This window comes from Amycolatopsis sp. CFH S0740 (genome assembly GCF_004522315.1).
Classification (GTDB): Bacteria; Actinomycetota; Actinomycetes; order Mycobacteriales; family Pseudonocardiaceae; genus Amycolatopsis; species Amycolatopsis nivea.
Window position 1 is genome coordinate 1 of the sequence record NZ_SDLS01000055.1, and the last position, 18595, is coordinate 18595.

The following is an 18595-nucleotide window of genomic DNA, read 5'->3' on the forward strand; positions in this document are numbered from 1 at the left end:
AAGACCGCCGCGGAGATCCTCGAGTCACTCGCCAACTTCCGCCGACGAATTTCTGACGCAGGACACTAGCCTTCCGGCACGAATCCGCGCACGACCCGCTCGACGATCCCCAGCATGGCTTCCGTCGCGCTCTCCCCCTGCGGCACCTGCCGCAACGCCGCCTCCAACGCGCCGAACACCGCACCGGTCAATCCAGCCGCCTCGACCCGGTCCAGCTGCGGCGCGCACGTCTCGTACAGCTTCTCCGCCCACCGATCCCCCACCGCCGCGTTGCGCAGCAGGTATCCCGCGCGCAATGCGGGCACCCCGGCCAGCAGCCGGGTGCGTACCTCGGTGAGCGGATGGTCCAGGGGGAAACTCCACGCGTCCGCCGTCACCAGCGCGTGGACCGTCCTGGTCACCATCTCCGCCACCGGCGTCCCCGGCTCCGCCGCGGCGAAGACCCCGTCCACCACCTCGTCGTAAAGATGCTGGTCAGCGAAGACGACGTCCTCTTTGGCGGCGAAGTAGTTGAAGTACGTCGCCGGGGACACCTTCGCCCGCGCGGAGATCTCGGCGACGGTCGTGCCGTCGTAGCCCTGCTCGTCGAACAGCGTGAGCGCCGCCTCGATCAGCGCCTGGCGGGTCCGCCGCTTCTTCTCTTCCCGCAACCCGGTCATGCGTGAATCTTAGCGTTACTCTAAACTTAGAGAGTCTCTAAGATTGGAGGTCCCGATGGAACGGACCGGATGCGTGGTCGCCGGGGGCGGTCCGGCAGGCGTGATGCTGGGCCTGCTGCTGGCCCGGGCCGGGGTCGAGGTGGTGGTGCTGGAGAAGCACCGCGACTTCCTGCGGGACTTCCGCGGCGACACCGTGCACCCGTCGACGCTGCGGTTGCTGGACGAACTGGGCCTCGGCACCCGGTTCGCCGCACTGTCCCGTTCGGTCCTGGAACGGATGAAAATGGAGATCGGCGAGGAAACGGTGATCGCCGCCGACTTCAGCAGACTGCGCGGCCCGCACAAGCACATCGCGATGGTCCCGCAAGCCGAATTCCTGGGCCTGCTGGCCGAAGCCGGTGCGGCCGAACCGAAATTCACCCTGCGCATGGGCGCTTCTGTTACCTCTCTGCGCCGCGAAGGCGGACGCGTCACGGGCGTCAACTACCGCGATGACAGCGGTGACACTGCCGCACTCGAAGCCCCGCTCACCGTCGGCTGCGACGGACGCTGGTCGAAAGTGCGCCAAGAACTCGGCCTCGCATTGCGGGAGACAGCCGTCCCGATGGACGTCTGGCAGGTGCGAGTGCCGAAAGCCGGACCGGGCGAACAGGGGGTGTTCGCCCGGTTCGGCCCCGGATACGCCTCGGTGACCATGGACCGCGGTGATTACTACCAGACCTCGTACCTCATCCCCCGAGGTCAAGACGCCCTCCTGCGTTCCGGCCCGATCGAAGACTTCCGCTCACGCCTGGCCAAGTTGTTCGGCTGGACGCCCGCGCAAGTGTCCGCAGTCCGCTCGTGGGACGACGTGAAGTTGCTGGAAGTGACCATGGGCCTGCTGCCGCGCTGGCACGCCCCCGGCGCGTTGTGCATCGGCGACGCGGCCCACCCGATGTCGCCGGTTGGCGGTGTCGGGGTGAACCTGGCCGTGCAAGACGCCGTCGCCACCGCACGACTCCTCGCGGAACCGTTGCGGCGCGGGGAAGTTCCGGTGTCCCGCCTGGCCGCCGTACGCCGCCGCCGGTTGTTGCCGACTGTCGCGGTGCAGTCGAGTCAGCGGGGTGAACACGAGATGCTGCTGCGCCCCGCGCTAGCCGGGACGCTGGACCGTTTGCCCGCGCCGATGCGGGTAGTGCAACGATTCCCGGCGCTTTCCGGGGTGACTGCTTACCTTGGCGGCGTTGGGTTGCGGCCGGAACACGCTCCCGCTTTCGCCCGACGATCTGGTGTGGACAGTCACGCTGGCTGACTGTTTTGGCGGTCCGGTGCGGTGCCGCTGGGGTTTTGCGGCACCGCACCGGATTTGCTGTTCCGGTGGGCGGCACCGGACGCACTGCCTTGTTGAACGGTGCCGCACAGAACTCAGCGCCTTGTTGGCCGGTGCCGCACCGACTCGCTGCCTTGTCGGACGGGGCCGCACCGAACTCGCCGCCCCCATTTGGACGGTGCCGCACCGGACTCACTGCCCTGTTGAACGGTGCCGCACCGAACTGGCTGCCTTGTCGGACGGGGCCGCACCGAAGCGTGCTCCAGCCTCAGCCATCGCAGCGGGAAGCTCCGCCGAGCCGCAGCGTCGCCAACCAAGACTGCGCTGGCTTCCCGCAACGCCGGATTCCTCTTCCATCGCAGCGGTTCCGGCCCAGAACATGGTCCGGCCGCCCCTCTTCCGGAAGGGCAACCGCATCGCCCAACGGAGCCGCACCGTCAGCCAGCACACCACCGGCTTCCAGCACCGCCCCGGACTCACCCCTCGGCTAAACGGAACACGTCGCAGTTCACGGCAGCGAGCCGTCCGAACTCCGCCGGAGCAGCATCCGCACGGCTACCCCGGCGCTTCAACCACGCCGACCAGCGCTATCCCGCGCCGCTACGCCGGGTAAGCCCGCACCGATCGGGCGTCCTGCAACGCGCGAGCCCACCATTCGAGCTGGTCGAGCAAGGCCTTCGCCGCGGTCTCGACGGCAGGGTCGAGCGGTTCGCCGTCCTCCCCGAACCGCCCGTGGACCCCGTGGAAGCTCACGGTTTCGCGGATGGTGACCGCGTGCAGTTCGGCGAAGACCGGGCGGAGGTGCTCGACCGCGCGCAGCCCGCCGGAGATCCCGCCGTAGGACACGAACGCGACCGGCTTCGCGTGCCATTCGCCGCGGAACCAGTCGAGGACGTTCTTGAGCGCGGCCGGGTAGCTGTGGTTGTACTCGGGCGTGATCACGACGAACGCGTCCGCCGCCTCGAGCCGGGCAGCGACGGGCGCGGCCCCCTCGCCGTTCATCGCGAGCGGCAGCGAGATCTCGGCGACGTCGAGGACGTCGACCTCGAACCCGCCGTGCCGGTCGGCCTGGCGGGAGAACCAGCGGACGACCGTGGGGGCGAACCGCCCTTCCCTGGCGCTGCCGACGAGCACAGCGAGCCGGACGGGAGCTTCGGACACGTTTTTTCTCCTTTTTCCGGGGCGGAACAGGTTTCCCGCCTCCGGAAAGGAGTCTCGAACTTCAAGCTCCCTTTAAGTCAAGCTATGCTGTGCGCATGGCGAAAACGGAGCTGCCCGAACTGACCGTGGGCGAACTCTCCCACCGCAGCGGCGTACCCGCGTCGGCCCTCCGGTTCTACGAGGACGAGAACCTGATCCAAAGCAGGCGCACCGCGGGCAACCAGCGCCGCTACCGCCGCGACACCCTGCGGCGGGTCACGTTCATCCGCATGTCGCAGCGGGTGGGCATGCCGCTGGCACAGATCCGCGACGTGCTGGCCCTCCTCCCGGACGACCGCACCCCCACCCGCGCCGACTGGTCCCGCATCTCGTCCTGCTGGCGCTCCGACCTGGACCAGCGCATCCGCCAGCTGGAACAACTCCGCGACCAACTGAACGACTGCATCGGCTGCGGCTGCATGTCCCTGGCCAAATGCCGCCTGGCCAACCCAGAAGACCGCCTAGGCCAAGACGGCCCCGGCCCGCGCCGACTGCCGGACCACCGGGGCGCGGGGTTCGAGTGAGACCGCTCGGCAGCTGACTCCGGGAGGTTGACTGGCTGCTCGGCCGATGCTTCTTCGCGTGGGACTGCGGGGGTTCTCCGCGGGACTGCACCTCCGCGAGGCCGCGTCCGCTTCGGCTACCAGCCCAGTGTTCACGGCGCACTCTCACCGCGCGCTTCAGCCACCAGCTCGCTGCACGCTCTCACTGCGCGTTGGCCAGCAACCCGATTCTCGCCGCGCATTCTCACCTCCCTCGCCAGTCGCGCGCTCGCCTCAGCGACGAGCCAACTTTCACCACATGCCATCACCACGCCTGCTTCAGCCGCCAGCCACGCTCTCGCTTCACGCTCGCACCTCAGCCAGCAGTCCCGCGCTCGCCGCACGCGCGGACTGCACCCACCTCAGCCACCGGCCGTTCTCTCACCACATCCCCTCACCACACCCGCCAGTCCTGCACCCGCCGTGCGCTCGCACGGCACCCACCTCAGCCACCAGCCCCGCTTTCGCCACGCGCCCTCGCCAGGACTGCTCATGCCGCGCGCTCGCACGGCGGCCGCCGCAGCCACCCTCCGCTCTCTCGCCACCTTCCCTCGCCACACCCGCCTAAGCCGCCAGCCCGCCTTCGCCACGCGCTCTCGCCGCGCGCTCGCACCGCACCCACCTCAGCCACCGGTTCCGCTCTCGCAACGCACTCGCACCACGCCCGCCAGTCCCACTCTGACCACGCGCACTCACCGCGCGTTGGCCAGCATGCGTCGCCATCACTCCCCCGGCCCGCCGCCGCGCGAGCAATGCGGCGGTTCGTGGCCCAGGTACGGAGCGAGAGAGCCGCGGCGGTGCGCGTGCGCCGCGGCGCGAGCTGCCAGGCCAGCCGGTCACTCGCTCAGCGCGTCAGCCGCTCCAGGTCATCCCAGCAGCAACCCCCTCACGTAGGCGGCCTGTCCGGCGTGTTGCAGGTCGTCGGAGAGCACGCTGACCAGCCGGACTCCAAGCGTGACCGGCGGGTTCCAGCCTTCGTCGACCACGCGGTCCAGTGCCGTTCCGTTGAGGCTGGTCACCCAGGACACCGTGTGCTCGTGCACGGCGTCGTAGTAGCCGGTGAGCAAGTCCGGCGACTTCGGCTGGACCTTGGCCACGTCGTCGCTGCTGTGCCCGTAACCGATGTCGCCGGCGGGAAACGGCAGGGCGAATTTCTCGCGCCAGTCCTGTGCCGTCCAGAACTGGTCGGTGCCCGCGACGTCCGCGACATGGTCGTCTTGCACCCGCGCCAAATGCCAGACCAGCCAGCCGATCGAGTTGGCTTCCGGGCCGGGGCGCGCCGCCAGTTGCTCCGCGGTCAGCCCGTCGACTGCCTGGTGCACCACTTCCCGCACCCGGCCGAATCCGTCCACGAGCAGATCGGCCACATTCATCTCGCGCTCCTCTTCGTCGTCGTGCGCTTGCCTCGATCATGCCTCGAAGATCCGCTTGTGCCCAGCACTGTGACTCGAGCGGCGCGAGGGGTCCATTCGCACCGGATCGCACGGCTTCAGCACGGAAAATCCGTTGACTACCAGCGGTGACCGCAACTGTCCACTTCGGACCTGACGCGCGCGGCCAGCGGCAGGTAGACTCCGGCGCGAGAGCGATCTGCACGCCGACGACGCGAACGGAGGGACCCGTGGCGATCACCGCGCCCCGAGCCCTGCCCGGGTTCGACAACATCGCCGGCATCGCGATTCCCGCCTGGGCGGGCATGGTGATCGCCGCCGCCTGCGCGATTTCGGCGATCACGGTGCTGCTGGTGATCCTGCGCAACCGGCGGAAGTAGTTCACGCAGCGCGTTCGCTGCGATATCCGGCGGATCTCACGTGCGGCAGTGCGGAATCCTGCGCCAGACCGGGAGGATCACCGGTCCGCACGCGTGAACCGGCTGGTGATGACGTGGTCCTTGGCCGGTCCGGTCACCACCCATTCCTGCTCCCACTGGCGATCGTCGAGCACGCGGTACGCCCCGCGATACCAGTCGGCGGCGCACGGATGATCGGCCGTCCACTCGCCGGTCGTCAGGTCCACGTCGTGGAAAAACCCGCCGTGGTCGAAGTGGACCGCAGCGCGCGAGCCGCCGGCCGGGCGGTAGTGCAGAGTCCGGACAAACGGTCCGCGATGCGCTCCGAGCTGCAGCTCTCCCGACTCCCGATAGACGAGCACCCCGTCTTCGCAGGTGAACGTCGCCCGGCCGCTCGCCTCGCCCAGCGCCGCCCCGTCGACGTCGACGATTTCGCGCGCGAGCTGCCATTCGCCGGAGAAATACCCGGTCAGGTCATCGATCGGAAAAGCCACGGATCCCATTGTGCGCCTCCGGGCCGCGCGCGAAGGGCACCGGGACCGTCGTCTCGACACCGTCTGTCACGGGGGTGGCGTGAAGGGTCCCGTCATCCCCGGTGTCACCAGTCGCCAGGCTGTTCACCCTGTGCGACCGGGCCCGTCGCGAACGCCGAAAACGGCCGGTGCGATGGGGACTCTCGCGCCGAACCCGGCGGGGCAGGCTCGCCCGGACGGCTCGCCGCCCTAGAATCGGCCGCGTGGCGCACCCCGATCTGGCCGAGCAGGCCACCCGTTCCCCCGCTCTCGAGACCTTGCAGCGCGTCTTCGGCTACGACGCGTTCCGCGGCGACCAGGCGGAGATCGTCGAGCACGTGATCTCCGGCGGCGACGCGCTGGTGCTCATGCCCACCGGCGGCGGGAAATCGCTGTGCTACCAGATCCCGTCGCTGGTGCGCCCCGGCGTCGGTGTGGTGATCTCGCCGCTCATCGCGCTGATGCAGGACCAGGTCGACGCGCTGCGCAACGTCGGCGTGCGCGCCGGATTCCTCAACTCCACCCAGGATTTCGCGCAGCGGCAGGAGGTGGAGGAGGCGTTCGTCGCGGGCGAACTGGACCTGCTCTACCTCGCGCCCGAACGACTGTCGGTCGAATCCACCGTGCGGCTGCTCGACCGCGGTAAAATCGCCCTGTTCGCGATCGACGAAGCGCACTGCGTCTCCCAGTGGGGCCACGATTTCCGCCCCGACTACCTGATGCTGTCGTCGCTGCACGAACGCTGGCCGGACGTGCCCCGGATCGCGCTCACCGCCACCGCGACCGAGGCCACGCACAAGGAAATCTCGCAGCGGCTCGGCCTGGACGGCGCGAAGCATTTCGTCGCGAGCTTCGACCGGCCCAACATCCAGTACCGGATCGTCCCGAAGAACTCGCCGCAGAAGCAGCTGCTCGACCTCCTCCGCACCGAGCACCAGGGCGACGCCGGGATCGTCTACTGCCTGTCGCGCGCATCGGTGGAGAAGACGGCGGATTTCCTGGTGCAGAACGGAATCCGGGCAGTGCCGTACCACGCCGGGCTCGACAAGTCGACTCGCGCGGCGAACCAGGCGAGGTTCCTGCGCGAGGACGGGCTCGTCGTGGTCGCCACGATCGCGTTCGGCATGGGCATCGACAAACCGGACGTCCGGTTCGTCGCCCACCTCGATCTGCCGAAGTCCGTGGAAGGCTATTACCAGGAAACCGGCCGCGCGGGCCGCGACGGGCAGCCGTCCACCGCCTGGCTCGCGTACGGGCTGCAAGACGTGATGCAGCTGCGCAAAATGATCGACAAGTCCGAGGGCGACGAGATGCATCGCCGCCTGCAAGCCCGGCACCTGAACGCGATGCTGGCGCTGTGCGAGACGGTCGAATGCCGGCGCACGCAGATCCTCGCGTACTTCGGGCAGTCCGGCCAGCCGTGCGGGAACTGCGACACCTGCCTGGCCCCGCCGGAACGCTGGGACGGCACCATTCCCGCGCAGAAACTACTGTCCACAGTGGTCCGTCTGCGCAACGAGCGGCGGCAGAGTTTCGGCGCCGGCCAGATCATCGACATCCTGCTGGGCAAGACGACGCCGAAGGTCACCCAGTTCCAGCACGACACGCTGAAGGTCTTCGGCATCGGCACCGAACTGCGCGAACCGGAATGGCGCGCGGTGGTGCGGCAGCTGCTGGCGCGCAACCTGCTCGCGGTCGAGGGCGATTACGGATCGCTGGTGCTGACCGAAGGTTCGACCGCGGTGCTGAACGGTTCCCAGGAAGTGCAACTGCGCCGCGAACCGGAACGCCCGGCGCGCGCCCCGCGCACGTCCCGCCGCACGCCAGCCGCTCCGATCGACATGCCCCCAGAGGCGGAACCGGTGTTCGAGCGCCTGCGTGCCTGGCGCGGGGCGACGGCGAAGGAACAGGGCGTCCCGGCGTACGTGATCTTCCACGATGCGACGCTGCGCCAGATCGCCGCGATGATGCCGACGACGCTCGACAAACTGGGCACGGTGAGCGGGGTCGGCGAGAGCAAGCTGGCCAAGTACGGGGAGGGTGTGCTGGCGGTGCTGGCCGAGGAGTGAGGCTGGCCGGAAGAACAGGCGGCGTCCCCTCGACAGTCGTCCCTGCTAAGCAGCTTCAGAACGTTCCGCCTGGCGATGCCGCTGCCCGGAAGGCTTGGTTCGTGCTCGTACCAAGCGTTCCGGGCAGTACATTGCGGGGATGGCGTGGGGTTTGAGCGAGCTGATCGCGAAGCACGACGTACCGGGCGCGCAGGTCGCGGTGCTGGCCGACGGCGAGATCCGGGACGAGGCCGCGGGCGTGCTGAGCCTCCGCACGCGAGTCGAGGCCACGACCGACTCGGTGTTCAAGATCGGTTCGATCACCAAGATCTGGACCGCCACCCTGGTCCAGCAGCTGGTGAACGACGATCTGCTCGACCTCGACCGCCCTCTTCACGCCTACCTGCCCGGGTTCCGGCTGAGCGACCCGGCGGCCACTGAAACCCTGACCGCCCGCCACCTGCTCACCCATACCGGCGGGGTCGACAGCAACCACCTCGTCGACACCGGACGCAACGACGACGCGATCGAGAAGTTCGTCGCTGCCCTCGCCGACGCGGCTCATCTCTTTCCCCCGGGCCGCGTTTTCTCCTACTCCAACAGCGGATACGCCGTGCTCGGCAGGCTGGTCGAAGTCTTGCGCGGCAGGACCTTCCACGACGTGCTCCGGGATCGATTAGCGACGCCGCTGGGACTTTCCACCCTCGCCTCCGACACTTACGAAGCGATCCTGCACCGCACCGCGGTCGGCCACGTCGAGACCGAAGGAAGACTCGCGCCGACGAAGAGCTGGGCAGTCCGCTATTTCTCCACGCCCAGCGGCTCGCACCTCGCGATCAGTGCCCGCGATCTGCTGGAGTTCGTTCGCCTGCACCTCGCCGACCACACGCTCGCGGGACTGCGCGAACCCCAGCTCGAATCCGTCCCCGACTTCGGCGGCGGCGTCCTCGGCTGGGGGCTCGGCTGGATGCTCTACCGCGACGGCGTCGTCGGCCACACCGGCGTCTCCAAAGGCCAGAAGGCTTTCCTGCGCGTCGTCCCCTCGGCCGGGGTGGCGATGGCCGTCCTGACCAACAGCGCGGGCGCCGAACCTCTGGCCCACGAACTCTTCAGCACGGTGCTCCGGGACCTCGCCGGCGTCGAGACGGCACCGCTTCCCGTACCGCCCGCGGAACCCGTTCCCCTCGACGCGGACCTGATGTGCGGCACCTACCGCACCACCTCGGACGACATCACTCTGACCGTCGACAACGATCGAGCGTTCCTCACTTACCGTCCCCGCAAGGAGACCGCCGAATCGCGGCACGGCAAGCCAGCGCGGCGCGTCGAGGTGGTCCGCCTCGACGACCACGCGGTCATCACCGCCGAACCGAAGTTCGACGGCCACCAGGTCTGGTCACTGATCGGCTCCGACGCGCGCGGCCGCGCGCGCTTCCTGCACAACGGAGCCGCCGCCTACCGAGTCGATTGATCTTCACGCGACCCGGCACGGCCCTGCGGAAGGTGCGCGAACCCGGGTCCCAGCCAGCAGCGTCACTCAGCCGTCCGAGGACGCGTGGTGTCCGAGACCTTCCGCACCGCCCCGGCGATCTGCGAGTGATACCGCCCATTGGTCTTCTCATCCACGAAGCGCGCCGCCTTGCCCACGGCCTCGTTGACCTTCTGCGGGTTGTTCCGCACATACGACACCGCGCCCGCGGCACCGGCCAGCATGGTGAGTTTCTTCATCAAAGCCATCGCGCACAGCCTTCCCCTGCGGAAACATCCGTCACCTTCTCAACGCCGCCACGCCACCGCGAGTTCCCCCGGGCAAACTTGAGTGACAGGAGGTGCCGAAGGCAGGCATCATCCGACGCGTGCGCGATCTTTCGGCCCTTCCCAAGGTGCATCTCCACGTCCACCTCGAGAGCACTGTCCGCCCGGGCACGCTCAAGGAGCTCGCGGCTGTCCACGGAGTCGAGGTGCCGGATAAACCGGCCTCGTTCAACGGGTTTCGGGCGTTTGCCGATCGCAACAGTCTCACTCGGTCGTGTTTGCGCGCGGCGGAAGACTTCGAGCGGATCGCGCGCGAGTTCTGCGCGGACGAAGCCGCGCAGGGGACTCGGTACGTCGAGGTTACGTTCACCGCCGCGTCGCACGGGGAACGGCTCGGGGATCTTGAAATGCCGCTCGACGCGGTCCGCAAAGGACTGACGGAGGGCGGAAAAGAGCATGGGCTGCAATGGCGGTTGATCCTTGATCACTCGCGGCGCAGGTCGGTCGAGCGGGCGATGAAGACCTTGGACCTCGCCAAGCAGTATGAAGAGGTCGTCGCGATCGGGATGGCGGGCGAGGAAAGGCATTCGCTCGCTCCGTTCCGGGAGGTGTTCGTCCGGGCGCGGGAGGCGGGAGTGCACCTCGTTCACCACGCGGGCGAGGACGCTGGGCCGGAGAGCATCCGCGAGGCGATTGAAATCGGTGGCGCGGAGCGTATCGGCCACGGGATCCGCATTGTCGAGGATCCGGAACTGACCGCCCAGGTAGCGGAAAGCGGGATCGCGCTCGAGGTGTGCCCGTCGTCGAACGTCACGCTCGGCTTGGTGCCGACGCTTCCGCGGCACCCGCTCCCCCGGTTGATCGAGGCGGGGCTGCGGGTCACGCTCAACACGGATGTCCCGGACGTCACGGGCACCACGATCACCGACGAATTCACTCGGGCGAGGGAAGTTTTCGGGTACGACGACGCGTCCTTGGCTCAGCTGGCCCGCAACGCGGTCGAGGCATCGTTCGCACCGGAGGAGACCAAAGCGTTGCTGCGCAAGGAGATTGACGGCTGGCTCAGGTCGGCAGAAGGCGCGTGACGAGCACGCCCAGCTGCTGCGCGTTCCGGCATTCGTGCATCTCCACCAGGTCCGCGTAGTCCGGCGCGGCCGAATCGCCGGTCCCCCACAGGGATCGGCGTTCGGGATTCAGCCAGTGGACGTGCCGGGCACGCGAGCGGATCGCGCGGACGGCCTCGAGATTCGGGTCGCCGCCGTTCGTCCGGGCGTCGCCCAGGATGAGGACCGACGTTCGCGGGCCGACGGCGTCGAGCCAGTGCGAAGTGAATTGTCCTAGTGCGCGGCCGTAATCGCTGTGGCCGTCCCAGCGGACGACTGCGGCTTCGCTGAGCATCCGCGCGCCCAGCTGTTCGGGATCGGCGGCGCCGGTGTCCACGAGATGTGTTACCTCGTCGGTGCTGTCGACGAAGCCGAAGACGCGGATCTTGCTGAACTGGTCCCGCAAAGCCTGCACCAGCAGCATCGTGAAGTTCGCGAAACCCGCCACCGAACCGGAAAGGTCGCACAGGAGGATGATTTCCGGGCGGCCGGGACGCCGGTGCCGGTAGGCTGGACGCAAGGGCACGCCGCCAGTGGAGAGTGAACGACGCAGCGTTCGGCGCAAGTCGATCTGGCCGCGTGTGGTGCGTTTGCGGCGTGCGGCAAGCCTGGTGGCGAGTTTCCGGGACAGCGGCTGGATCGTGCGCCGCAGTTCGGCCAATTGCGTGCGGCTGGCCAGAAGAAAGTCGACGCGGTCGGCGGCGGGCGCGATCGCGTGCTTGGCGATCCGTTCGCGGCCCCGGACCTCGGCGGCCCGGCGGCGGGCTTCGGTGCGCACCCGGCCGCGGAAACCCTCGACGCGGCGGCGGATTTCGTCGCGGGTGAGCCGGTCGGTGAACTCGTCCGGGGAGCCCGCGGCACGCATCGCGGCCAGCACCTGGGCGATGAGCGTCTGCGGTTGCAGGCGGTCCAGCGTCTGGTGCGCCGAATACCCGCCGCCGGGACCGGTTCCCACGCCGTACTGGCCCAGCAGGTCCACGGCGAGTCCGGCGAGCTGGTCCAGCGCCTGGTCGTCGCCTTCGGCCAGGGCGGCGGCGAGCGCTTCCCGCAGCTCTTCCCGGTCCCGCGGCGGGTTTTCGCGCGCAAGCTCCGGGGCGCCGACGCCGGCCGGGAAGTACAGGTCGAACGCGGCGTCGAACACCGTGCGCTGCCCGCCCCGGCGGACCAGCGCGGCGGCGAGCCCTTCGCGGACCAGTTCGCGGTCGTCCAGGCCGAGCACCTCCAGCGCGGCCGCCGCGTCGGCCGTCTCCCCCGGACCGGCCGGGATGCCTTGCGCCCGCAAGGCCCGCACGAACTCGGCGAGCCGTCCGGTCAGGCCCGGCGCGGCGGTCACGACGCGTCCAGCACCTGGTCGAGACGCAGCCCGGCCCCGGCCTTCGCGATGTCGTCCTGGTGCTTCAGCACGACGCCGAGGCTTTCGCGCACCACCCGTTCGTCGAGCGCGCCCGCGCCGAGCTCCAGCAGCGTGCGCGCCCAGTCGACGGTCTCCGCCACCGACGGCAGTTTCCGCAGGTCCATCGCCCGCAGCGCGGCGATCACCCGCACCACCGAATCCGCCAGCGCGGCCTCGATGCCGGGCACCTTGAGCCGGACGATCTCGCGTTCCAGGTCCTCGTCCGGGAAATCGATGTGGAGGAACAGGCACCGCCGCCGCAGCGCCTCGGACAGCTCGCGCGTCGCGTTCGACGTCAGCACCACGAACGGCTGCTGCGTCGCGGTGATCGTGCCGAGTTCGGGCACGGTCACCTGGAAATCGCCGAGCACCTCCAGGAGCAGGCCCTCGATCTCGACGTCGGCCTTGTCCGTTTCGTCGATCAGCAGCACGGTTGGCTCGGTGCCGGAGATCGCGGTGAGCAGCGGGCGGCGCAGCAGGAATTCCTCGCCGAAGATGTCGGTGCGCGCCTCGTCCCACGTCTCGTCGCGGCCCGCGGTGATCCGCAGCAGCTGCTTCGCGTGGTTCCACTCGTACAGCGCGCGGGCCTCGTCGATGCCCTCGTAGCACTGCAACCGCACCAGCCGCGAGCCGGTGACCTCGGCCACCGCCGTCGCCAGCGCGGTCTTGCCGACCCCGGCCGGGCCCTCGACCAGCAGCGGCTTCCCCAGCCGGTCGGCGAGGAACACCGTGGTCGCGACCGCGGTCGACGCGAGGTACCCGGCCTCGGCCAGCTGCGCCGACACGTCGTCGACGGACGAGAAAAACCCGGTGCCCACGTGGCCTCCTAAGCGATCGCTCACCCGCACTGTACTGGGCGGGCGTCGCCAACGGCGTCCCGGCGACCAGACATCGGATCTAAGCCCGCTCACCGCCTAGAAGAGACACGGAAAGCCCGAGATTCCTCCGACGTATGCCGGAGCCGGTTCACGGCAGGCTCGGAATGACCTGGTCCACTAACCGTTTCGCGACCGGGCAGGACCCTTCGTTGCTCACGGACCGGTCGAGGTACCAGATGCGCACCGCTGAGTCCGTGCCGGGGATCTGAACCTGATAACGGCAGCCGCCGCCGGCTTTCGTGGTGTCCTTCCGGACTTCGTGCCCGCTCTGGGTGCTCGATTCGCTGTGCCCGCTCCAGTCCTCCGCCTCGCCGAGCTCCAGCGTCGCGGCCAGGTCGCCGCCGGTCAGCTTGCCCGACGGCGGGTTCCACTCGGTGCGGCAGCCGCCGACGCCTCCCGACGCCCCGGAGTCCGCCAGCTTGTACTCGCTGTGCTGCGGATCGATCGGCGTGCCCCGCGCGGCCGTCGCCAGCAACTCGCAGGCGTTCGTTTTCGCGAACGTCTCCTCCGGGCCGGTGCCGCCGCATCCCGCCACCGAGACGGCGACCGCCAGCACGGGCACGAGCCGCTTAATCATTGCCATGGAACCCCTGCCACGCGTCCTCTTCGTCGTCGAACTCGCGGCCGGCCGACCGGTCCGGGCGGACACTGCCCGATTCCGAGACGGCGTGCGGCGATTTCAGTCCCGCGTTGCCGAACGCGGCTTCGATGTCCTCCTGGATGTTGGCCGTGCCGGCGTTGTCCAGCGCACTGACGTTCGGGGTCGCCGAGATCATCGCGCCGCCCTGGACGCGCAGGGTCAGGTAGCCGAAGCTCCCGCGCACCTCACGCGGCCCTTCCGGCTCCGCCGCCGAAGCGCGTTCTCGCTGCTGCTGGAGCCGTTCGTTCTCGTTGCGCTCCCGGCTGGCCCTGGCTGCCGCGACGACTTCGTCGAGCGTCGGGACCACCACGGGACCGTCCGAGTCGCCCGGGGCCGCGGCAGGCGGCGGTTCCGAAGCCAGGCGTTCGGATCTGTCCTGCACCGCCGCGTCCAGCGCGGACAGGTACGCCTCCGTCAGCGCTTCGCCGAGGAAAGCCGGCTCGACCCGGTCTTTCCAGTGGTCCAGGACGGTCGCCTCGACCAGCTTGAGGTCCTCGTCCAGCGTGATCGTGACGACGCCGGTCCGGTCGGACGCGCGGAAACCGCGGGCGTGCCCGGTGCCGACCAGCACGGGTTCGGCGACGGTCGGCAGTGCCTGCGGCTCCGGGGCCCGATCGAGCCGTGCGCTGATGTCCCGAAGTGCTTCCAGCCCCGCGTCGAGCGTGTTCGCCGAGGCGACCGGATCGGTCATTGTCGCTCCTCCGTGCGGCTAGCCGGCCAGGCTCGGCCATTTGTCGTGCGGGAATTCCGCGGCGTCGTACTGGATGCTGGTGGCGTCGCGCGTGCGCCCGACCGCCTCGCTGTACATCTCGACCACCTTGGTGAGCCGCTGCCCCGCGGTGGTGACGAGCTTCTCGACGAGTTTGCCCGCTTCCCCGATGGCTTCCAGCGCGCCGACGATCGTCCCGGCCTCGACCAGAACGGCGACGAACTCCCCCGCGATGGCGGCGAAGGCGTCGCCGAGTTCCTTCACGAACATGATGTTCGCCTTGGCGATGTCGAGCAGCCAGCTGCTGATGTTGTCCGCTTTGGTCTTGATCGCGCCCAGCGCGGCGTGCTGCAGGTCGACGGCGTCGTTGTACGCGTTCCGGGCCGCGCCTTCCCAGTACCCGAAGTTCGCGTCCGGGTGTTCCTTGACGACGCCCTGGAGCTGGGACGCGGGACGCTGGGCGTCCTCAAGCCAGGAGAACCCCTGGACGATGATCGAGACGATCGGGGTCGAATGCTCCAGGATCTTCTTGATGTCCTCGACGATCTTCGTCAGCTTCTCGCTGAGCGCCTTCATTCCCCGGTCGAAGGCGATGACCGCCGGGCCCAGGACGTACCGCCACGCGGAGTCCGCCCATTTGCCGACGAACTCCCGGAACCCGTTGACCATGTCGTTGACCCACTGGACCAGCTGGTCGATCAGTTTCTTGAACTCGGCGGTGGTGCTTTCCGCGTCCTCGCTCACGAGCCGCCCTCCGGGATCTTCTTCGACCAGTCCTTGAGGTCGAGTTCGACGATTTCTTCGTTCTGGTCGTAGGTGTTGGCCGCCTTGACCAGCACGTCGCCGATGTGGCCCATGTCCGCGCCCGCCGTGGAGAGTTTCTGCTCCATGAACTGCTGGAGCTTGTCGTAGGCGGATTTGTCGATCGCGGCGACCCCGGCGGTGAGGAGGAAGTTCACGCCGTCGCCGATCCAGAACGCCGAGATGTCGAGCGTCATGCCGGAAACCGCCGTGTGCACGCCGGCGATCTTCTCCGCGTGCGGATCCCACTTCTTCGCTTCGGTGCGCAAGGCGCCGGTGATGACCTTGTAACCGGCCATGCGTTCCTCCCTCGTTCGCCGTCGGGCTGCCCGGCCGTGACGGGCGCCACAGCCCGCATAGTACGGAGCCAAATGGGATGTCGCGCGCAAAACCGCCTTTTGCCACCGATCAGGAGGTCACCGGCAGCGTGCGGGCTCCGGCCGCGGGTCGCGGGCTAGCATCGCGGCGTGACTTACGCTGCCGCTGACGCCCGTTACGACTCGATGCCCTACCGCCGCTGCGGGCGCAGCGGCCTGAAGCTGCCCGCGATCTCGCTCGGGCTGTGGCACAACTTCGGGAACGACCGCCCGCTCACCGTCCAGCGCGACATCGTCCGGCGCGCCTTCGACCTCGGCATCACGCATTTCGACCTGGCCAACAACTACGGCCCGCCCTACGGCAGCGCCGAGGAGAACTTCGGCCGGCTGCTGGCCAGCGACCTGAAGCCGTACCGCGACGAGCTGGTCGTCTCCACCAAGGCCGGCTACGACATGTGGCCCGGCCCGTACGGCGAATGGGGTTCGCGGAAGTACCTGCTGGCCAGCCTCGACCAGTCGCTCGGACGGATGGGCCTGGACTACGTCGACATCTTCTACTCGCACCGCTTCGACCCGGAGACGCCGCTGGAGGAGACCGTCGGCGCGCTCGACCGGGCGGTCCGGTCCGGCAAGGCGCTGTACGTCGGGATCTCGTCCTACAACTCCGCGCGGACCGCGGAAGCCGCGCGGTTGCTGCGCGAACTGGGCACGCCGCTGCTGATCCACCAGCCGTCGTATTCGATGTTCAACCGCTGGACCGAGGCGGACGATCTGCTCGGGACGCTGGAACAGGCCGGGGCCGGGTGCATCGCGTTCTCGCCGCTGGCGCAGGGCTTGCTGACCGACAAGTACCTTTCCGGGGTGCCCTCGGATTCTCGTGCGGCGCAAGGGAAATCGCTGAACCCGAACACGATCACCGAGGAGAAGCTCGCCAAGATCCGGGCGCTGGGCGAGATCGCGGCGCGGCGCGGGCAGACGCTGGCGCAGCTCGCGCTGGCGTGGGCGCTGCGGGATCCGCGGATGACGTCGCTGGTGATCGGGGCCAGCAGTGTGAAGCAGCTGGAGGACAACGTCGCCGCGCTGGACAACCTGTCGTTCACCGCGGAGGAGCTGGCCGAGATCGACCAGCACGCCACCGAAGAAGGCATCAACATCTGGAAGCGGTCTTCGGACGGATGACCCGGCACGGCCGGAGGCGAGGGCTACCCGAGCCTCCGGCCGAACTCGCCGTAGACCGTCTCCCCGGCCAGAAACGCTTGGTGCGCCAGCGCGATCCGCCGTGCCTTCGAGGGCCGCAACTGCGCTTGCGCGGCCTCGAGGTCAAGGAAATCGAACCGGCTCACTTCGTCAGTTGCCAGGCGGATGGCGCCGATCTGCTCGCGGCTCAGCACGCCGCCGTCGAAGACGAATTGCAGGCTGTCCCGCCAGACTCCGTGCGCAGGCAGCCAATCGACCACGAGGAGACGCCCCACCGGCACTTCGATGCCGAGTTCCTCGCGGACCTCCCGACGGCACGCCGCCAACGGTGATTCGCCGTCTTCGACCAAGCCGCCCGGGATTTCCAGGAACGGCTTGTAGGTCGGGCAGACGAACAGGATCCGACCGCGTTCGTCGCGGACGAGCGCTCCCGCGGCCGCGTTCTTGCGCGGAAACCATTCGGCGATGCCCGGGTTGAACTCGGCCTCCGGTTCGCCCTCGTCCCGAAGATCGCGCGCGAAAACCGCGTCGTCGCCGCAATGGCGGGCCTCGCTGCCGGTCATGATCAGCCGCGGGCCGCGCGGATCGTCTCCGCCGCCCACTCCGCCCAATCGCGTTCCATCGCCGCGTAGCGCTTGCCCCACTCCAGCGCGAGGCGGCCGTACAGCGACGGATCGCTGTCGTCCCAGTCCACCGACGCGTCGATCGCCGCCAGTTCGTCGACCAGTCCCTCGGCGAAAGCCCCGTGCCTGCGCAGGAATCCGCGGGCCTCCTCCGGCGTGACCTCGCCCAGGAAGTACACCCGCAGCAGCATCTCGTTCCGCCGCGCCGCCGGCGGCCGCTCTTCCAGCAGCCACTTGCGCAGTTCCGACCGGCCGGCGTCGGTGATCGCGTACTCCTTGCGGCCGCGCGGGCCTTCTGCGGAGACCTCGATCAGGTCCGCGCTCTCGAGCTTGCCCAGTTCCCCGTACAGCTGGCTCTGCGTGGCCGTCCAGACGCTCGACATCGCCGTTTCGAAGCGTTTCAGCAGGTCGTAGCCGCTGCCGGGGGCAGTGGCGAGCAGCCCCAGCACCGCGTGTCGCAAGGTCATGCGCTCACCCTACCTTCCACTATTGACATGTGCACGCCGGACGTTCTAGCTTTGACATGTCACCACAGGAACGTGAGCGAGGGGCACCGATGAACTACCTGAAGAGTTTCCTTCCGTGGATCGCCTTCGCGGTCGTGTCGACGCAGGCCGACTGGCGCTGGTCCGGGCTGACCGGGCTGGTGCTCGCGGGCGGACTGCTCCTGCTCGAACGCCGGCGCGGCAAGGGCTGGGACACGCTGGTCATCGAGGTCTCCGCGGTCGTTTTCTTCGCGGCGCTGTCGATCTGGTCCTTCAGCGACCCGGCCTCGCCGCTCCGGGATTACGTCGGCGCGCTCACCGATCTGTGGCTCGCGGCGACCGCCTGGGGGTCGGTCGCCGCGAAACGGCCGTTCACCCTGGGAATCGCGAAAACGATGGTCCCGCCGGAAATCGCCGCGACCGCGGTGTTCCGCCGCGTCAACGTCGTCATCACCGCGGTATGGGCGGCCAGCTTCACGGTCGCCGGAATCGCCGAAGCCGTCCTGCTGCATTACGCGCCGCACGACACCGTCGGCTTGGTCGTCATCAAGGTGCTCGGCTTCGCGATTCCGATCTCGTTCACCATCCGCTATCCGCGCATCGTCCGGGCCCGTGCCCAGAAAGCCGCGTGAATC

21 protein-coding genes are annotated in these 18595 nt (G+C 68.9%); 8 read left to right on the top strand and 13 right to left on the bottom strand.

Translation table 11 applies throughout. The features are described from left to right. Positions 1 to 65: 65 nt before the first annotated feature. The gene (locus tag EIZ45_RS44800; protein ID WP_134670122.1) at positions 66 to 659 is read right to left on the bottom strand and encodes a TetR/AcrR family transcriptional regulator; all 594 of its coding nucleotides are present in this window, start codon (positions 657 to 659) and stop codon (positions 66 to 68) included. A gap of 55 nt (positions 660 to 714) precedes the next feature. Here EIZ45_RS44800 and EIZ45_RS44805 point away from each other — a divergent pair, with 55 nt between their 5' ends. Next, entirely contained in the window at positions 715 to 1950 is a 1236-nt protein-coding gene (locus tag EIZ45_RS44805; RefSeq protein ID WP_134670124.1) for an FAD-dependent oxidoreductase, read from the top strand. 618 nt (positions 1951 to 2568) lie between these two features. Here the strand turns inward: EIZ45_RS44805 and EIZ45_RS44810 are convergent. Beyond that, the gene (locus EIZ45_RS44810; RefSeq protein WP_134670126.1) at positions 2569 to 3129 is read right to left on the bottom strand and encodes an NADPH-dependent FMN reductase; all 561 of its coding nucleotides are present in this window, start codon (positions 3127 to 3129) and stop codon (positions 2569 to 2571) included. A 95-nt stretch (positions 3130 to 3224) separates the two neighbouring features. On the opposite strand from EIZ45_RS44810, the gene soxR reads away from it, so the two are divergent. Next, a complete protein-coding gene (soxR, locus tag EIZ45_RS44815; RefSeq protein WP_134670128.1) occupies positions 3225 to 3692 on the top strand; it encodes a redox-sensitive transcriptional activator SoxR in 468 nt (155 codons plus the stop codon). 884 nt (positions 3693 to 4576) lie between these two features. Here soxR and EIZ45_RS44820 read toward each other — a convergent pair. Then, a complete protein-coding gene (locus EIZ45_RS44820; RefSeq protein ID WP_037812365.1) occupies positions 4577 to 5083 on the bottom strand; it encodes a DUF664 domain-containing protein in 507 nt (168 codons plus the stop codon). A gap of 248 nt (positions 5084 to 5331) precedes the next feature. Here EIZ45_RS44820 and EIZ45_RS46355 point away from each other — a divergent pair, with 248 nt between their 5' ends. After that, the gene (locus EIZ45_RS46355; protein ID WP_158714476.1) at positions 5332 to 5481 is read left to right on the top strand and encodes a hypothetical protein; all 150 of its coding nucleotides are present in this window, start codon (positions 5332 to 5334) and stop codon (positions 5479 to 5481) included. A 77-nt stretch (positions 5482 to 5558) separates the two neighbouring features. Here EIZ45_RS46355 and EIZ45_RS44825 read toward each other — a convergent pair whose 3' ends face one another. Continuing rightward, complete coding sequence (locus tag EIZ45_RS44825; RefSeq protein WP_240690949.1) at positions 5559 to 5993, bottom strand: DUF6314 family protein; 435 nt, start codon at positions 5991 to 5993, stop codon at positions 5559 to 5561. 242 nt (positions 5994 to 6235) lie between these two features. Here EIZ45_RS44825 and recQ point away from each other — a divergent pair, with 242 nt between their 5' ends. Together recQ and EIZ45_RS44835 are read left to right on the top strand one after the other, a co-directional pair. Continuing rightward, positions 6236 to 8080 (top strand): DNA helicase RecQ, encoded by a 1845-nt coding sequence (recQ, locus tag EIZ45_RS44830; protein ID WP_037812369.1) that lies wholly within the window; start codon positions 6236 to 6238, stop codon positions 8078 to 8080. Positions 8081 to 8219: 139 nt separating this feature from the next. Then, complete coding sequence (locus EIZ45_RS44835; protein ID WP_134670133.1) at positions 8220 to 9530, top strand: serine hydrolase; 1311 nt, start codon at positions 8220 to 8222, stop codon at positions 9528 to 9530. 62 nt (positions 9531 to 9592) lie between these two features. Here EIZ45_RS44835 and EIZ45_RS44840 read toward each other — a convergent pair whose 3' ends face one another. Further along, on the bottom strand, positions 9593 to 9796 hold the full coding sequence (locus EIZ45_RS44840; RefSeq protein WP_037812373.1) for an antitoxin: 204 nt from the start codon (positions 9794 to 9796) through the stop codon (positions 9593 to 9595). Between the two features lie 119 nt (positions 9797 to 9915). Here EIZ45_RS44840 and add point away from each other — a divergent pair, with 119 nt between their 5' ends. Further along, a complete protein-coding gene (gene add / locus EIZ45_RS44845) occupies positions 9916 to 10899 on the top strand; it encodes an adenosine deaminase (protein ID WP_134670135.1) in 984 nt (327 codons plus the stop codon). On the opposite strand, the gene EIZ45_RS44850 is transcribed toward add, so the two are convergent. The 6 genes from EIZ45_RS44850 to EIZ45_RS44875 form a co-directional block, all read right to left on the bottom strand. Further along, on the bottom strand, positions 10877 to 12250 hold the full coding sequence (locus EIZ45_RS44850) for a VWA domain-containing protein (protein ID WP_167756726.1): 1374 nt from the start codon (positions 12248 to 12250) through the stop codon (positions 10877 to 10879). The two genes, add and EIZ45_RS44850, sit on opposite strands and share 23 nt — an antisense overlap. Beyond that, complete coding sequence (locus EIZ45_RS44855; protein WP_009080300.1) at positions 12247 to 13128, bottom strand: MoxR family ATPase; 882 nt, start codon at positions 13126 to 13128, stop codon at positions 12247 to 12249. Before EIZ45_RS44855 ends, EIZ45_RS44850 begins: the two co-directional genes overlap by 4 nt. 148 nt (positions 13129 to 13276) lie before the next feature. Beyond that, positions 13277 to 13765, bottom strand: a complete 489-nt coding sequence (locus EIZ45_RS44860) for a hypothetical protein (protein ID WP_134736124.1) — start codon at positions 13763 to 13765, stop codon at positions 13277 to 13279. Further along, entirely contained in the window at positions 13758 to 14519 is a 762-nt protein-coding gene (locus tag EIZ45_RS44865) for a hypothetical protein (protein ID WP_134670139.1), read from the bottom strand. The genes EIZ45_RS44860 and EIZ45_RS44865 overlap by 8 nt, the downstream gene beginning before the upstream one ends. An 18-nt stretch (positions 14520 to 14537) precedes the next feature. After that, on the bottom strand, positions 14538 to 15281 hold the full coding sequence (locus tag EIZ45_RS44870) for a hypothetical protein (RefSeq protein ID WP_037812380.1): 744 nt from the start codon (positions 15279 to 15281) through the stop codon (positions 14538 to 14540). Beyond that, on the bottom strand, positions 15278 to 15637 hold the full coding sequence (locus EIZ45_RS44875; RefSeq protein WP_051172698.1) for a hypothetical protein: 360 nt from the start codon (positions 15635 to 15637) through the stop codon (positions 15278 to 15280). Before EIZ45_RS44875 ends, EIZ45_RS44870 begins: the two co-directional genes overlap by 4 nt. Before the next feature lie 168 nt (positions 15638 to 15805). On the opposite strand from EIZ45_RS44875, the gene mgrA reads away from it, so the two are divergent. Beyond that, entirely contained in the window at positions 15806 to 16834 is a 1029-nt protein-coding gene (gene mgrA / locus EIZ45_RS44880; protein ID WP_134670141.1) for an L-glyceraldehyde 3-phosphate reductase, read from the top strand. A gap of 23 nt (positions 16835 to 16857) precedes the next feature. On the opposite strand, the gene EIZ45_RS44885 is transcribed toward mgrA, so the two are convergent. Further along, positions 16858 to 17454: an NUDIX hydrolase gene (locus EIZ45_RS44885; RefSeq protein ID WP_240690951.1), complete on the bottom strand. Its 597-nt coding sequence runs from the start codon at positions 17452 to 17454 to the stop codon at positions 16858 to 16860. Then, positions 17418 to 17942 carry a PadR family transcriptional regulator gene (locus EIZ45_RS44890; protein WP_107051028.1) on the bottom strand — a complete coding sequence of 175 codons (525 nt, stop codon included), beginning with the start codon at positions 17940 to 17942 and terminating at the stop codon, positions 17418 to 17420. The genes EIZ45_RS44885 and EIZ45_RS44890 overlap by 37 nt, the downstream gene beginning before the upstream one ends. Before the next feature lie 89 nt (positions 17943 to 18031). Between EIZ45_RS44890 and EIZ45_RS44895 the strand changes: the two genes are divergently transcribed. Beyond that, a complete protein-coding gene (locus EIZ45_RS44895; RefSeq protein WP_037812383.1) occupies positions 18032 to 18592 on the top strand; it encodes a hypothetical protein in 561 nt (186 codons plus the stop codon). Positions 18593 to 18595: the final 3 nt, after the last annotated feature.

Bases quoted from the DNA above. Each gene is read 5' to 3' on its own strand.
- EIZ45_RS44820 (WP_037812365.1), bottom strand. From the start codon at position 5,083: ATGAATGTGGCCGATCTGCTCGTGGACGGATTCGGCCGGGTGCGGGAA.
- EIZ45_RS44890 (WP_107051028.1), bottom strand. From the start codon at position 17,942: ATGACCTTGCGACACGCGGTGCTGGGGCTGCTCGCCACTGCCCCCGGC.
- EIZ45_RS44840 (WP_037812373.1), bottom strand. From the start codon at position 9,796: ATGGCTTTGATGAAGAAACTCACCATGCTGGCCGGTGCCGCGGGCGCG.
- EIZ45_RS44865 (WP_134670139.1), bottom strand. From the start codon at position 14,519: ATGACCGATCCGGTCGCCTCGGCGAACACGCTCGACGCGGGGCTGGAA.
- EIZ45_RS44805 (WP_134670124.1), top strand. From the start codon at position 715: ATGGAACGGACCGGATGCGTGGTCGCCGGGGGCGGTCCGGCAGGCGTG.
- soxR (WP_134670128.1), top strand. From the start codon at position 3,225: ATGGCGAAAACGGAGCTGCCCGAACTGACCGTGGGCGAACTCTCCCAC.
- EIZ45_RS44800 (WP_134670122.1), bottom strand. From the start codon at position 659: ATGACCGGGTTGCGGGAAGAGAAGAAGCGGCGGACCCGCCAGGCGCTG.
- EIZ45_RS44895 (WP_037812383.1), top strand. From the start codon at position 18,032: ATGAACTACCTGAAGAGTTTCCTTCCGTGGATCGCCTTCGCGGTCGTG.
- EIZ45_RS44835 (WP_134670133.1), top strand. From the start codon at position 8,220: ATGGCGTGGGGTTTGAGCGAGCTGATCGCGAAGCACGACGTACCGGGC.
- EIZ45_RS44860 (WP_134736124.1), bottom strand. From the start codon at position 13,765: ATGATTAAGCGGCTCGTGCCCGTGCTGGCGGTCGCCGTCTCGGTGGCG.
- EIZ45_RS44875 (WP_051172698.1), bottom strand. From the start codon at position 15,637: ATGGCCGGTTACAAGGTCATCACCGGCGCCTTGCGCACCGAAGCGAAG.